The sequence below is a fragment of the Shouchella phoenicis genome (assembly GCF_047238345.1).
Lineage (GTDB): Bacteria > Bacillota > Bacilli > Bacillales > Bacillaceae_D > Shouchella.
In genome coordinates this window covers 1,878,978-1,893,082 of the sequence record NZ_JBDFMQ010000001.1, presented here as the reverse complement: position 1 = coordinate 1,893,082, position 14,105 = coordinate 1,878,978, and the positions used below count along the sequence as shown (strand labels likewise).

Sequence of the window (14,105 nt, the reverse complement as noted above, 5' to 3'; positions counted from 1 at the left end):
CGCAGGGATGATGCGCATGATAATGATTTATGTGAAACAACTCATGATGGTCCTCATCGGCTTCTTTTCTATTAATCTCTCAATTGTTGATCATTGGTTGGATAAAGCTGAAGCTGAGAATGGGTCATCTGTAAAAACGATGCAGTGGAGCGATACAAAAGCAAACGTCTATTTAACAAATGACCGAGAGTACACGCTCTTGCCATTTGTAATTGGGGCACCGAGTCAGTATGAACATATTCAGTTAGAACCGCATTGGTTAACCGAAATTATGATTATGGATGAAGCGTATCGCCAAGGCATGAAGAAATTCGGTCAGCGAATTGGTGATAAAATTGAAACGGCCTACAAAAAAGAGATTTTGCCTGAATTAAAGCAAGTGGTCTCACAAGTATTGGAGACAGATGATCAGTATTCATGGCAAGATATTCGAATGACAGAGGCTTCCTTAACAGGACGTGGAGAAAAGATTCTACATCTTATTAATGGCAAAACAGGTGATGATCTTCTTCGTTTTCACGTTCGATTAGACCGACCACCGAAAACCGGTCATGTATTTCAATTTCACTATCATTCCTATGAAGATAATTTTCACGGGCATTATAATCTTGGTTCTATATACTGGGGCAAGAACGAACCTCCGCTTTTTCGGGCGTGAGGTTCCTTTTTGTAAAAAAAATGTCGTTCTTTTTTCGCATTTTTCTTCTCGCTTTGCACGAACTTTTGTTAAAGTAGAGTTATAACAACTTAAAGGAGTATGGTTCATGGAAGCGGAAAATAGAGGCAAAAATCAAAAACCTATGTGGCTTAAATGGCTCCTGCGTATTTTATTTGCCTATATCGGTTTATTAGTTCTCGTTCTTGCCTCGGCAATCGTGACAATGACGGGAACATTTACGCTAATTGTATTGGAATTATTTGTTGATCATGATGGATTAAGAAGTATTAATGAAAATTATTTTGTTCCTGCGTCTGAATTTTTATGGGGTTTATTCACGCGACTCGTGCCGGGGCTATAGACGAGTATGGATAGTCAAGAGTTGCTTGTCGTTGGTCTTTTTATGCTCTGCTTTATTGTTGCAGGGATTTTTGGCGGAATTGGGTTGGCAGCAGTAATGAGAGGAAAGAAAAAACCCCTATACTGGAGTGTTCCTTTAGCAATCGTTAGCGCTATTTTATTTATTATTATGATGTTTGTCACGCTCTTATAAAAGGTTGGTGTGAAATGAGTTTCGTAAAAGCAAAGTATAAAACAGGTATTTATATTGGAAAAATCATTCAAGTTGAAGAAGAACAAAACCGAGCATTGTTCCAAGTGTTTGCTGTTGAAAATCATCCAAAACAAGGAGATCTGCACAACCCAAAGCAAGTTGACGTACCATATTTTCATCAACGAAAAGCGCTTTCTTACTTAGAAAAAACATGGGTGCCCTATACAACAGTTAAACCGTATGAATATGACGACGTTCCAGATTACAAGGAATCCTTGGAACGTGCGTGGCGCTCATCGTATAAAGCTTTACTAGAAGACGATTCAGAATGGGCGAAAAAAAGCGTGCCCCTGCTTGAAGAATTAAAAATGGAGTATCATTTGAATGACGTTCATGATAAATCGTAATTATCATTTTTACGAATGATAACATCTTATTATGGATTCACTTATAAAAAAAGCGTAGCTCTTAAATGAATAAAGAGCTACGCTTTTGTTTATGAATTTGCATATAAAGTTGTCTGTGGTAAAAACGGCTCTAATAGATGGTAAAGGCGCGTTTCTTCGTCATCCGTTAGTGGAATGAGCGGAAGGCGAACAGAACCTGCTGGTAATTGGAAAGCTGTTAAAGCTGCTTTTACTGCGGTAGGGTTAGGAGCCATAAACAAACCGGTCATAATCGGGTAAAGACTATGATGTATGGTTTGTGCGTGCTTGAGATTTCCGCTTGTTAATGCGGTCATCATTTCTTTCATTTCGCTGCCTACGATATGAGAGGCAACCGAAACGACTCCTGTAGCACCGACTGCCATCATTGGTAACGTTAACGAATCATCTCCACTATAAACAAGAAAATGATCAGCGGTTTGCGCAACAATTTCTGTTACTTTATCGACATCTCCACTTGCTTCTTTTAATGCAACGATATTGGGTACAAGAGATAAACGTATGGTTGTTTCAACGGACATGTTTGCTCCTGTTCTACCTGGTACGTTGTAAAGCATCACAGGGAGGGAAACAGCTGTTGCAACTTGTAGCATATGTTGATAAATGCCTTCTTGAGAAGGTTTATTATAGTAGGGTGTAACCACCATAATCCCATCCGCACCAAGTGCCTCTGCTTCTTTGGCCATTTCAATCGAGTGGGTTGTATTATTTGAACCAACACCGGCAATCACATTCATGCGCTTATCTGCAGCTTGAATGGCTAAAGCGAGCATTTCTTTTCGTTCTGCAGCAGTGAGTACAGGCGCTTCTGCTGTTGTTCCGTTAATGACAAGCGTGTCTGTACCTGTGTTTGCAAGATGTTGAATAAGAGAGTACGTTCCTTCTTTGTCGATCGAACCATCTCTAGAAAACGGTGTAATCATTGCTGTTAGTAATTGGCCAAAATGCATAAAAATCCTCCTTATGAACAGTTGAGAGGAATAAAAAAACAACAATGAAAAATCCATTGCTGCATAGGTCGTACCTACTTCTTTCATGTAGCCCCCCATACAAATGTATGACAGTGCTGCTCTTGTTAAGAAACAGCCCCAATAAAGAATGGACATAGGTCACTCTTTATTTCGGCAGTCGCACCTTTCCATTTCACATCAACAGGCCTACACCCTTAGTGAATGTACTGATTGCGTATGCACCTCTACTGTAATTCTGTTCAATTATTATGGATTTACCATATCAAATTTTTTCCTAAAAATCAAGGTTAACGTCTGAATTTCCCTCTATGTTGTTGTAAACAATTTAACAATAAATCAAGTTCCTGTGAGCATTTAACAGTTTTTCTTGCACCGAGACCGAATTTTTTTGCGATCAGATGCATTTCGTTTCGTTTGACTTCTATATCAATATGAATCATGGTTTCACTCCACCCATGGAATTAGTACAAGGAGTATTATAGCGTGAATTGATCAGAAGAAAAAGCTTTATTCAAAACTAGTCAAATACTTCTTTTCTTAGTCAATTCTCGACAAGTTCGGAGCTTCTGCTTTTATTCCATATTCAGACAGTAATGATTGATACTCCATTGCATACAATCGAGCGGTTAGTGTTGCATAGCTATAATGCAAACGTTCATCGTTTAAATCTTCATTCGCAATGGCATGGTCAAGCTCTTGAAGAGCGACGAGATAAGAGTGGTGCAAATCAATGAGCTCATTAAACGGTTCAACAGGTTGAGACGTTTCAAATGATTCGGCGTGAGCAATTAGTTCGGAAGTTTGTTCACTTGCTTTAGCAGAATGTCCTTCAATGTTCTTACCTAAATCTGAAAAATAGGGAAAGATTGTTCCTAAATATGTTGAAATCTCATACGCATATGCTTCACTTTCAGGTGTTTGTTCTAATTTATAATGGTTCACATCTTGGCGATTTGATAATTTCTTTATTTCATCATCTTGGGCTTGAGGTGTGTTCCCGTCTACGCAAGCAGTCATAAGTAGACATAGAACAGAAAAGACAAGGGTTATTTTTATCATCTTGTTCACGGGACTCGCTCCTTTTTTACGATAGTGTGCGTGAATCAACGGTTTTTATGCGGGTTATCCAACATAAAATTGGCGACGAGCCCCTCGAGAACAGCAGGTGTTTAAAGGCATTGAAGCGAGATTTCACGCAAAAATGGCTGAGACCGTGCCGGGATAAAGACGAGACCGTGAGCGTAAGTAATAGAGCAGAGCAAACCGAAGTCGCCCTTGTGCCTGTGGTGCCAATTGAGCGGGAATGGTCGTTTTGAGACGGTGTAGGGGTTGTGAAAAGGATTAAACTGACATATTGTTATAAAACAAACAAAAAAACTGTTGACTGTTATACTACAATGGCATATAGTAAGTAGTAAGCACAAAACAATTTGAGGAGGAGATGACATGGTACCAGAAAAAGAACAGCAACATGTTGATCATCAAGAAGAGGAAATGTCAATTTTAGATATGATTAATACGTATCATGCCTAATGAGCCTCTTGGCTCTTTTTTTTGTGCTAGTACAGATTTAATTAATTTCTTGTTTTTAAAACAGATAGAACGGGTAAAGAAGAGTGTCCACAGAAAAAGGAGAGGTGCTATTTTGACTTCAATAACTTGCGGTGTATTTTTTTCAATCGTGTGGCTCGGTCAAGGAACCGTAACGATAGGTGAGAGGTAGGGCACTTATTGTTTGAAAAAAATGAAGGAGGAAAAAATAATGAGCGTAACGCCTTCTAAAGAAGAATACCGATATAAAATTGATGAAATGAGAAAAGAAGAAGAACAATATCGACGTGAAGCTTTCATTGAGATTTATGAAGAGTATGTTTCTGTGCTAGAAAAAGAAATTAAACAGCTGCAAGAAGAAAAAAGGAATTAGTCTGGTGGCTAGTTCTTTTTTGCTTGAATAAAGAATACAGTTTCATGGTAAACTGTTTGAGGATTTGTTATAGTTAAAGCAAGAACGCAGTATGGAGGGATTTAGATGACGGAACATATTCATATGTATAAAGAAAATAAAAAAGAAGGACCTACATTTGTTCTTTTACATGGCACTGGTGGAAATGAAGAAGATTTGCTTCCCCTCGCGGACATCATTGATACGCAAGCGAATGTCCTTGGGGTACGAGGAAATGTGCTAGAAAATGGCATGCCGCGTTTTTTCCGCCGTCTTCAAGAAGGTGTCTTTGATATGGAAGATTTAAAAAAGCGTACAGATGAACTTCATCAATTTATTAAACAAGCTGCTCAAGAATATCAGTTTAATGATCAAGAGATTTATGCGCTAGGCTATTCAAATGGAGCAAATATTGCAGCGAATATGATGTACGAACATGGTTCAGTATTTAAAGGAGCCTTTTTATTTCACGCCATGGTACCGCAACAAAAAAACGATCTACCATCATTGTCAAACACGTCTGTTTTCGTAGGTGCTGGAAAAAATGATCCGATGATTCCTGCTCCGGAAACTGAGACATTGATTCAAGATTTAACACATGCAGGTGCGGCCGTTGAAAGCTACTGGACAAATGGCGGTCATCAATTGTTAAGAGAAGAGCTTGAAGCAGCAAAAACGTGGTATGAAGCGTTAAAAGCATAATCGGGTAGGGCGAAGCCTTTCTATTGAAAGTGGACAAAAAATCGAAACTTCGTTACACTGCTTTTAAGAAAAGCAGCATGGAAAGGTTGAATCTAAGTTGAAAGAACAAAGAAACAGTTGGCTATATGCACTTGCTGGTGTTGGGTTAGTTGGTGTATTTTCTTTAGCATTACTTAGCAATCTTTGGTACCAAATTGTCGTCCTTTCAGCGTTAATTGCTTTGTTTGTCTTTCTTGTGTTGAAAACAAAACGATTGGAGCAAAAGCTCGATCAATTTTTACAAGAAGATGAAGTGAAACAGACACAATTGGACCAAGAACAAGAGAAAACAAAAGAACATGACCTAGAAGCCTTGCAGGAAAAAGAATTTCAACTACAAAAGCTTGATCTTGATCGTACACAGCTGTTTGAAGAATTATTAAGTAAAACGGAATTAGAGGAACTAGAAAAAGAAAGAATTCGCGAGCGTTTAGAACAAACGGATACCGAAACGTCAAAAGTTCGTCAAGAATGGTTAAATGCGTCAAGTCGTTTAATGAATGTAGTAAAAGGAACAAAGAAACTGTTTGTTAAACAATCACCCATGCGAGAAATCGCTGCTTCAATGGATCCTGATATTCTTGAGTCAGGATCGTTCGCTGCATTAAACCATGAAATTCAGCGTTTATTACCTCGTCTATCAAAAGATAGCAACCAATCATTGGCAAATTCAAATTTTATTGACGAAGACAATCAGCTTACGAGGTCTGGTTACAAAGCTTTATTGCAGGCTAACGAAGAAGATAAATAAAAAAAGTGTGCCGTAGCACACTTTTTTTATTTATAACTATTTACGAGGTCGTTAATAAGGGCTCCAACATATGCAACAGCATCTTGTATGGTTTTTTTGCTTTCCATATCAACGCCACTTTGTTTAAATAGATCAAGGGGAGCGAGCGTTCCACCAGCTCGAAGCATGTCTAGCCACTGATCAACAACCGGTTGCCCTTGCTCTTGATAAAGGGTATAAGCCTTTGTTGCAGCTGTTAAACCGGCTGAATACGTGTACGGATATAAGCCCATATAATAATGCGGTTGACGCATCCACGTACGTCCTGCTCGCTCGTTAATTTCCACAGAGTCACCCCAAAAACCAGTTAAAACGGCTTGCTTTGTTTCGCGTAATTTTATTGCGGTAAGTGGGATCCCTTCTTCCGCAAGGGCATAAACACGTCGTTGAAATTCTCCTTCTAGTAAATGTGTAACAAAGTTATGATAGTACGTACCAATAAATTGAAGCGTAATCCAGCGTTTCATTCGTGGATCATCGGTTTGTGCTAATAAATGATTGCCAAGAAATAATTCATTCATCGTAGATGGGGCTTCAATACAATAAGTAGATGGCCGTGTCGCGTGCAGAGGCTGAGCTGCGTTAGCATGATAAAAATGTCCAGCGTGACCGAGCTCATGGGCTAGAATAAATGCTCCGCGCATCGTATCTTTCCACGTAAGCAAAAGATAAGGATGCGAGCCGTACGGACTTGCACAAAACGCACCAGTTGCCTTCCCGACGTTGTCAGCCCGATCAACCCAGCGCTCTTCTTTCGCTCGTTTTAACATCTTACCGTATTCATCACCTAATGGTTTAAGGGCTTCAATAATTGTGTCATATGCTTCTTCATACGATGTAACCGGCTCAAAATCAGGGTCTAAAGGGGCTTTTAAGTCTGAGAAGCCAAATGTGTCTAACCCTAAAACGTCTTTTTTCAATTTTGCATAACGTTGCATGTGCGGCGCTAATTCTTGATAGATCGTATCAAGTTGATTGTGGTACATCGCTTGCGTGACGTTCTGCGAGTGAAGTAACATATGTTCTGCCGACTCGTAACCGCGTAACCGTGCGAGCGTCACTTGCTTGGTGACTTCACTAGCATATAGCTTTGCATATGTATGCTCGTACTTTTTTAACGTGTCGTCAAACGTAATAAATGCGTTTCTTCGCTCTTCTGTATGTGGCGACAATTCATATTGATCTTCAAAGCGGGCAAAAGAAAGAGGAAGTTCTTCGCCGTTTGCGCCAGTGAAATTGGGAAAGGTCATATCCGCTGATTTGCTTGTTAAATATGTTGAATAAGGGCTTGTGAGAATAGGAGATAAGGAAGCAAGCACTTCTTCTGTTTCACTTGATAGCGCGTAGGGGCGAGTGTCAGCCAATTTATCTAAGAATACACGAAACAATTGTAGCTCTTCTTTTTCTGTTTGAAATTGCTCCATAATAGCAGGCGGCAATGTTAAAATTTCGGCATCAACTTTAGCCAATTCTGCTTGGACGAGCGCTTGCGTACCTTGGGCTAAACTAGAATTGCCTTGAGAGGTTGCATCTGTACCGTCACTTGAGAGAGAAAGTGAGGCATACGTCATGACTGGCACAAGTTTCTCTAAAACTGCTTCTCGTGCTTCTAAAGCATGCAGAAGGTTTTCCGCACGTTCCCCGATTTTTTCAGTAAATAAAGATAATTTAGCTGCTGCTTGTTCGACCTTTTCGCGTGCGTCGTTCCATTCTTCCGTTGAAGAAAAAAGATCGTGTAAGTTCCACGTTTCTTCAGTTGGAATGTCTTGGCGTTTTGTTAATTCCATCTTTTTTACCTCCTAAACTTCGTAAATCGAAATATCTTTTATTATACATTAAATTTCAATGATTGGCACTAGTCTAGCAAAAAGTGTCATGAAATTCATTGTAGCCAACAGAACAACCATTCGCTAAAATAGAAGAAAGATCCTTCTTGAGGTGGAAATCATGTTTAAACAAACACTCCAACAAAAATTACAAGAATTAAAACAAGATCAAAATGTCACCTATTGGCGCGAGATTGAGCCGAAAGAGGCACGGACTCAAGCATTTCCAGACTGGCTTGATATTCGGATTTGTCACGGTCTACGAAAACGCGGCATTAGTGAACTATATACACATCAACGAGAGGCTCTTATTTACGGTCATGAGCGTAAGCATTTTGTAACCGTCACGCCGACAGCATCTGGCAAGTCGTTATGCTATCACTTACCTGTCTTAAAAACGTTTGTAGAGAATCCTTCAAGTCGAGCATTGTATTTGTTTCCGACAAAAGCCCTTGCGCAAGATCAAATGACGGAATTAAATGAGATGATTGCTGATATTGGTATCAATTTAAAATGTCATACGTATGATGGCGACACGCCACCGCAAATTCGGACCAGCGTTCGCGAGGCGGGCAATGTCGTCATTACAAATCCTGACATGCTTCATTCGGCGATTTTACCTCATCATACGAAGTGGGTTGCTTTTTTTGAGCAATTAGACTATATCGTCATTGATGAACTTCACACATATCGTGGTGTGTTTGGTAGCCACGTCGCGAATGTCGTGGAGCGATTAAAACGAATTTGTGCTTATTACGGGTCAAACCCAACTTTTATATGTACATCGGCTACAATCGCTAACCCAAGAGAATTAGCGGAAACATTAATTCGCGAACCGTTTCAAGTAATAACGGAAAGTGGAGCGCCGAGTGGAAAAAAGCATTTTATTTTTTATAATCCTCCTATTGTGAATGAACCGTTGCAAATTAGACAGAGTGCGATGCGATCAGCGCAAGAATTAGCAGAAGGTTTTTTACGAGAAGGCATTCAAACCATTTTGTTTGCAAGAAGCCGTGTTCGCGTTGAGATAATGTTGAATAAACTCCAACAATTAACGAAACATCGGTTCGGAAAAGCAACGATTGCTGGCTATCGGGGAGGATATTTACCAAACCAGCGTCGAGACATTGAAAAAGGCTTACGTTCCGGTGAAGTAATTGGCGTTGTGTCAACAAATGCCCTTGAATTAGGTGTAGATATTGGACAATTAGAAGTTTGTATTCTAACTGGCTATCCAGGTTCAATTGCGAGTGCATGGCAGCAAGCGGGACGAGCTGGTCGTAGGCAAAATGAAGCGGTCGTGATCATGGTAGCTGCGTCCACGCCTATTGATCAATATATTATGAACCATCCTGCGTATTTTTTTGAACGCAGTCCTGAAACAGCACGAGTAAACCCGCTAAATTTAATTATTTATTTGGATCACCTTAAATGCGCTGCCTATGAACTTCCTTTCCGAACCGGAGAAACGTTTGTAGGAGAAGTTGTTGACGAATATTTGGATTATCTAACAGAAAAACAAGTTCTCTTACAAAAAAAAGATCGCTGGTATTGGATGACCGATGCTTTTCCAGCTCACGGGATCAGTTTACGGTCGGCATCGCAAGAAAATGTTGTTATTATTGATCAGAGCGATGTAACAGCTCACAAAGTCATTGGGGAAATGGATCGATTTAGCGCAATGACACTGCTTCATGACGAAGCGATTTATCTCCATCAAGGAATCCAATTCCAAGTCGAATATTTGGATTGGGATGAGAAAAAAGCCTTTGTCCGCGAAGTGAAAGTCGATTATTTCACAGATGCTAATTTAGCCGTGTCGTTAACGATCCTTGAAGAAGACAATGAAAAGCCTCTGGAGCTAGTCACAATGTCATACGGCGATGTCATGGTTACAGGAAAAGTAACGATCTTTAAAAAAATCCGTCTTGCTACAATGGAAAACATCGGTTCAGGACCGGTTCATTTACCAGAAGAAGAAATGCATACAAATAGTATGTGGCTTACATTCCATTCTTTAAACATGGAACGAAAGGCAACGGAAGCGTTTCTTGTTAGCTTTGCGACACTTATCCATCACGTTGCACCGCTTCATTTGATGTGTGAACGCAATGATATTCACGTGACACCACAAGTAAAAGCAGATGTTACGGGAAAGCCAACTGTGTTTATTTATGATGCTTATCCTGGTGGGATAGGTTTAGCAAAAGAGCTTTATTCCCATATGGGCAGTGTATTGGACCATATGCAAAATTTAATCGCACACTGTCAATGTTCTTATGGATGCCCAGCGTGCATTGGAGAAGTAAAAGAAGACCCATCGTTTAAGAAAAAATTAAGCCAGTTTATTCATAGTCTTAAAACAAACGTATAATAATTTCACATACCGTATTAAAAGGGAACGTGATAAACATGTCATTAAAAGCAAAGCTAAAACGAATGGAAGTTCATATGAAACAAGAACCTCCGCAGAGAGAGTCAATAAAAACTGCTACAAAAGTAGAAAAAAGTGCAAGCGATTGGCATGAATTTGGATTGATCCCGCATCATTTTGAGGATCAAGTATGCTACATACGTGAAACAAAGCATACTCTTGATCGAACATACGGTAAAAAAACGTTTCGCGAGTATCAAGATGACTTACTGAAATGGGAGTCAACGTCATTTGCTCACCCATTATCAAGCAAAGGAATTTCGTTAAAGAAATTAATTTTCTTTGATACTGAAACAACGGGCTTAAGTGCAGGTGCGGGGACACAAATGTTTTTACTTGGCTTTGCGTGTTTTGAAGAAAATGCGGTTGTTGTACGTCAATATTTTTTACCGTCTCCTGACGCGGAGTCTGCTTTATATCATTATTTTCTCCATGATGTTGGAAAACTTGACCATTTAGTTAGTTTTAACGGCAAGGCGTTTGACTGGCCTCGTTTAAAAACGAGGCATGCGTATTTACGTGATACGGTGCCAAAACTTCCTCAATTTGGACATTATGATCTGTTGCATGCGGCGAGGCGGTTATGGAAACATCACTTACCATCTTGCCGATTAGGTGTGTTGGAAGATGAGATTCTTGGAATAAAACGGACGGAAGATACGCCTTCTCATTTGATTCCGTTATTATATTTTGATTTTGTACGCGAGCAGAAGCTTGAATACATCACAAGTATTTTGGAACATCATGAAAAAGATGTGCTGTCATTAATCGCGCTTTATGCACGCTTAACTGAAAAAATCACGGATTGGGAAGAAGAGACGTCACTACACGAACGGTTGCAGTTGGCGAAGTGGGCTCAAGCGAATGGTGCGTATCCACTTTCACATGACATGTTTACGAGCATCATTAATCATGAGACAACTGATCATAATGAGGTCCTCGAGGCGCGGTATTTGAGGGGATATGGATTAAAAAAAGGCCAACATTATCAAGAAGCAACAATCGATTTTAAAGAATGTTTAATGAGTGAACCATTCAGGTGGCAAAGCGCCATTGAACTGGCTCTTATGTATGAACACTATGTGAAAGATATCAATCAAGCGGCTCATTATGCTCATCTTGCTCTATCTTTTGCAAAAAATGAGCGAGAACGAAGCGACGCAATAAAACGAGTGGAGCGACTGAATAAGAAATAATGAATTATTTCCTGGGGAAGCGCATAACTCGACTAAAATCGTGTGATTTAGTAAGGGAATCGACGACATTCGTGCACGCTAATTTAAAATGGATGAAGAAATTAACGCAAAAAATGGGTCAATCAACTAGTACACCTAGGTGGGTATGAACATAAGGTAATAGTGACTTAAAATTAAAGGAGGACTTTAACTTATGTTTCATAAAAGACCACAACATCATTGTTGCCCACCAAAACCTATGTGTGACCCGTGTGGTGGCAACCATAAGCCAAACATGACGATGCCAACTTGTTCGCAAGAATTACCTGCTGTTGTTCATCCAACTCAGCATAATGTTGTCGAAAGTACGCAAGAGTATATTGTTCCAGAAATCCATCCTTCTCACACAACTCATGTGAAAAACCATGTTTATAAGCACATTCATCATTATCCACATACGGATAGCGTGCAAGAGCACGTGATGAACGAGCAGTATTGTGAAAAGCCGATGAATAATAATATGCCTGCAAATGTATCACCATCTAATATGAAGCCAAACAATATGGCGCCAATGAACAACATGAAGCCGAACAATACAGCTCCAATGAGCAATATGAAACCGAACAACACAGCGCCTATGAGCAATATGAAACCTTCAAATGTATCACCGTATAACGGCTTTAAGAAATAAGTAGTAGCGAGCGGGCTAATTGGCTCGCTCTTTTATTAAGGAGGAACAACATGAATGCTGTCCTAGTAACAGGATATAAAATGCATGAGCTTGGCGTCTTTAATGAATCACATGAAGGCGTTCAATGGATTAAGCTCGTGCTAAAAAAACGGATTATTGCGCTCATTGAAGAAGGGGCAACGTGGTTTATTACAAGTGGACAGCTTGGCGTAGAACAGTGGGCAATGGATGTAGTGAGTGATTTACAGGAATCTGACTACCCAACCATTCAGCTCGGCCTATTAACACCTTTTGAAGAGCAAGAGTCTAAGTGGAATGAGCGTCTACAGGAACGCTACCATGAACGGTTAGTAAAAGCAGATTACGTTGACTCTATATCAAAACGTCCTTATGAAAATCCGACACAGTTAAAAGTGAAAAATGAATATTTAGTTCAAAAGACAGATGCCGTTCTTGTTTTGTATGAAGAAGAAAAGGAAGGGTCGCCAAAATATTACATAAACGTGGCGCGATCTTTGGACAAGCCTATCTACATGATTTCTCCAGAAGAAATCGAAGAAGCAAGAAGAGAAGCACTTGATGATTTTTAAACAGATTTCTTAAAAATATCAAAACCGTACTGTTTAAATTGACTTTACGTAAGTATTTTGGAAAAATAGACTGTAGGTGGAATCGAACAAGAGGTGATAGAAATGAGTTCAGTTGAGATTAAGTTAAATGCCAAAGAAATCCTAGATAAAGATTTTAAAACTGGCATGAGAGGGTATAACCAAGACGAGGTTGATAAGTTTTTAGATGTTGTCATCCAAGATTATGAAGCGTATCAACGTAAAGTCGATCAGTTAATAAAAGAAAATGAAGAATTAAGACAAGAAATGAAACGTCAAAGCGATCGGCCATCAAGAAGTCAAAGTGCGCCACAACCACAACCACAATCAGCAGGAAGTACAAACTACGATATTTTACAACGACTTTCAAATTTAGAGAAAAAAGTATTTGGAAGCAAAATGTACGAATGAACCGTCTAGCAATTGACGGAGCTAGTGCAGGAAATCCTGGCCCATCAGGTGTAGGCATACTGATTGTTTACGATGATGGACAAACAGATGAACACCGCTATCATATTGGTTTAAAAAATAATCATGAGGCTGAATTTGAAGCATTAGTGATTGCTTTATCGTTAGCTAAGAAAAAGCAGTTATCACATTTATTCATTCAAACCGACTCAAAACTTGTAAGTGAAGCTGTCGAAAAAGGCTACGTGAAACGGAAACAGTTTGAACCTTATATGAATAAGGTTCAGCACTTGCTCCATTCATTTGAGTTATTTTTTATTAAATGGGTCCCTAGTAAGCAAAACAAGAAAGCGGATGAACTTGCTCGGCTAGCTATTCGAGAACCAAAACGCATGTTTAAAGAATGATTGTAAAATCTAAGATTTTGCGCTATAATGAACAAGTCGTTTATGAATAGTCATGTCATGAGACAATCGCTGCACAATGTGTAGAGGAAAGTCCATGCTCGCACTGGCTGCGAAGCCAGTAGTGATCGTGCCTAGCCAATAAATAAGCTAGGGCAGTTGCATAACTGACGGCAAGAGGCTTCCCTAAATCGTTTAACGACATGGGATACACTCTTTGAAAGTGCCACAGTGACGAAGTCTGCTTGGAAACGAGTAGAGTGGAACGAGGTAAACCCCACGAGCGAGAAACCCAAACAATGGTAGGGGCATTTTGTAGTCCGAAATTGAACGGAACTATAAGGACGGTAATTCGTAGATAGATGATTGTTACTGGAGTACGAGGTTCATCACCGTTTGCAGTACAAAAGGACAGAACATGGCTTATGAGTGACATGATGATGAATTTATAAACGTGT

General features: G+C 39.6%; 17 protein-coding genes, 1 other RNA gene and 1 riboswitch. Of the genes, 14 read left to right on the top strand and 4 right to left on the bottom strand.

All coding sequences use genetic code 11. From position 1 onward, the window contains the following. Window positions 1-16 precede the first annotated feature (16 nt). The 4 genes from ABC361_RS10210 (at window position 17) to kapB (ending at window position 1,618) form a co-directional block, all read left to right on the top strand. On the top strand, window positions 17-658 hold the full coding sequence (locus ABC361_RS10210) for a YpjP family protein (RefSeq protein ID WP_413073884.1): 642 nt from the start codon (window positions 17-19) through the stop codon (window positions 656-658). A 106-nt stretch (window positions 659-764) separates the two neighbouring features. Further along, window positions 765-1,019 carry a hypothetical protein gene (locus ABC361_RS10205; RefSeq protein WP_413073883.1) on the top strand — a complete coding sequence of 85 codons (255 nt, stop codon included), beginning with the start codon at window positions 765-767 and terminating at the stop codon, window positions 1,017-1,019. 6 nt (window positions 1,020-1,025) lie between these two features. Continuing rightward, window positions 1,026-1,211, top strand: a complete 186-nt coding sequence (locus ABC361_RS10200; protein ID WP_413073882.1) for a hypothetical protein — start codon at window positions 1,026-1,028, stop codon at window positions 1,209-1,211. Window positions 1,212-1,225: 14 nt separating this feature from the next. Then, window positions 1,226-1,618: a sporulation phosphorelay system protein KapB gene (kapB, locus tag ABC361_RS10195; RefSeq protein ID WP_413073881.1), complete on the top strand. Its 393-nt coding sequence runs from the start codon at window positions 1,226-1,228 to the stop codon at window positions 1,616-1,618. A gap of 89 nt (window positions 1,619-1,707) precedes the next feature. On the opposite strand, the gene dapA is transcribed toward kapB, so the two are convergent. The 3 genes from dapA to ABC361_RS10180 all read right to left on the bottom strand — a co-directional run bounded on the left by dapA (window position 1,708) and on the right by ABC361_RS10180 (window position 3,696). After that, window positions 1,708-2,607, bottom strand: a complete 900-nt coding sequence (dapA, locus tag ABC361_RS10190) for a 4-hydroxy-tetrahydrodipicolinate synthase (protein ID WP_413073880.1) — start codon at window positions 2,605-2,607, stop codon at window positions 1,708-1,710. Window positions 2,608-2,687: 80 nt separating this feature from the next. After that, a riboswitch (Lysine riboswitch) is annotated at window positions 2,688-2,863 on the bottom strand. Window positions 2,864-2,915: 52 nt separating this feature from the next. Next, window positions 2,916-3,068, bottom strand: coding sequence for an aspartyl-phosphate phosphatase Spo0E family protein (locus ABC361_RS10185; RefSeq protein WP_413073879.1), 153 nt, complete (start codon window positions 3,066-3,068; stop codon window positions 2,916-2,918). A gap of 97 nt (window positions 3,069-3,165) precedes the next feature. After that, entirely contained in the window at window positions 3,166-3,696 is a 531-nt protein-coding gene (locus ABC361_RS10180) for a hypothetical protein (protein ID WP_413073878.1), read from the bottom strand. Between the two features lie 694 nt (window positions 3,697-4,390). Here ABC361_RS10180 and ABC361_RS10175 point away from each other — a divergent pair. The 3 genes from ABC361_RS10175 (at window position 4,391) to ABC361_RS10165 (ending at window position 6,062) form a co-directional block, all read left to right on the top strand. Next, on the top strand, window positions 4,391-4,552 hold the full coding sequence (locus ABC361_RS10175; protein WP_176554230.1) for a hypothetical protein: 162 nt from the start codon (window positions 4,391-4,393) through the stop codon (window positions 4,550-4,552). Between the two features lie 105 nt (window positions 4,553-4,657). Then, entirely contained in the window at window positions 4,658-5,272 is a 615-nt protein-coding gene (locus ABC361_RS10170; RefSeq protein WP_413073877.1) for an alpha/beta hydrolase, read from the top strand. A gap of 97 nt (window positions 5,273-5,369) precedes the next feature. Beyond that, on the top strand, window positions 5,370-6,062 hold the full coding sequence (locus tag ABC361_RS10165) for a hypothetical protein (RefSeq protein WP_413073876.1): 693 nt from the start codon (window positions 5,370-5,372) through the stop codon (window positions 6,060-6,062). Between the two features lie 26 nt (window positions 6,063-6,088). On the opposite strand, the gene pepF is transcribed toward ABC361_RS10165, so the two are convergent. Beyond that, window positions 6,089-7,888: an oligoendopeptidase F gene (gene pepF, locus ABC361_RS10160; protein ID WP_413073875.1), complete on the bottom strand. Its 1,800-nt coding sequence runs from the start codon at window positions 7,886-7,888 to the stop codon at window positions 6,089-6,091. A gap of 160 nt (window positions 7,889-8,048) precedes the next feature. Between pepF and ABC361_RS10155 the strand changes: the two genes are divergently transcribed. The 7 genes from ABC361_RS10155 (at window position 8,049) to rnpB (ending at window position 14,078) form a co-directional block, all read left to right on the top strand. Further along, window positions 8,049-10,301: a DEAD/DEAH box helicase gene (locus ABC361_RS10155; protein ID WP_413073874.1), complete on the top strand. Its 2,253-nt coding sequence runs from the start codon at window positions 8,049-8,051 to the stop codon at window positions 10,299-10,301. Window positions 10,302-10,378: 77 nt separating this feature from the next. Further along, window positions 10,379-11,557, top strand: coding sequence for a ribonuclease H-like domain-containing protein (locus ABC361_RS10150; protein WP_413073873.1), 1,179 nt, complete (start codon window positions 10,379-10,381; stop codon window positions 11,555-11,557). A gap of 193 nt (window positions 11,558-11,750) precedes the next feature. After that, entirely contained in the window at window positions 11,751-12,227 is a 477-nt protein-coding gene (locus ABC361_RS10145) for a spore coat protein (protein WP_413073872.1), read from the top strand. A 50-nt stretch (window positions 12,228-12,277) separates the two neighbouring features. Beyond that, on the top strand, window positions 12,278-12,817 hold the full coding sequence (locus tag ABC361_RS10140; RefSeq protein WP_413073871.1) for an SLOG family protein: 540 nt from the start codon (window positions 12,278-12,280) through the stop codon (window positions 12,815-12,817). A 102-nt stretch (window positions 12,818-12,919) separates the two neighbouring features. After that, on the top strand, window positions 12,920-13,246 hold the full coding sequence (gene gpsB / locus ABC361_RS10135) for a cell division regulator GpsB (protein WP_413073870.1): 327 nt from the start codon (window positions 12,920-12,922) through the stop codon (window positions 13,244-13,246). Further along, the gene (locus tag ABC361_RS10130) at window positions 13,243-13,650 is read left to right on the top strand and encodes a ribonuclease HI family protein (RefSeq protein WP_413073869.1); all 408 of its coding nucleotides are present in this window, start codon (window positions 13,243-13,245) and stop codon (window positions 13,648-13,650) included. The genes gpsB and ABC361_RS10130 overlap by 4 nt, the downstream gene beginning before the upstream one ends. A gap of 54 nt (window positions 13,651-13,704) precedes the next feature. Next, window positions 13,705-14,078, top strand: an RNA gene (gene rnpB / locus ABC361_RS10125) — RNase P RNA component class B. Window positions 14,079-14,105: the final 27 nt, after the last annotated feature.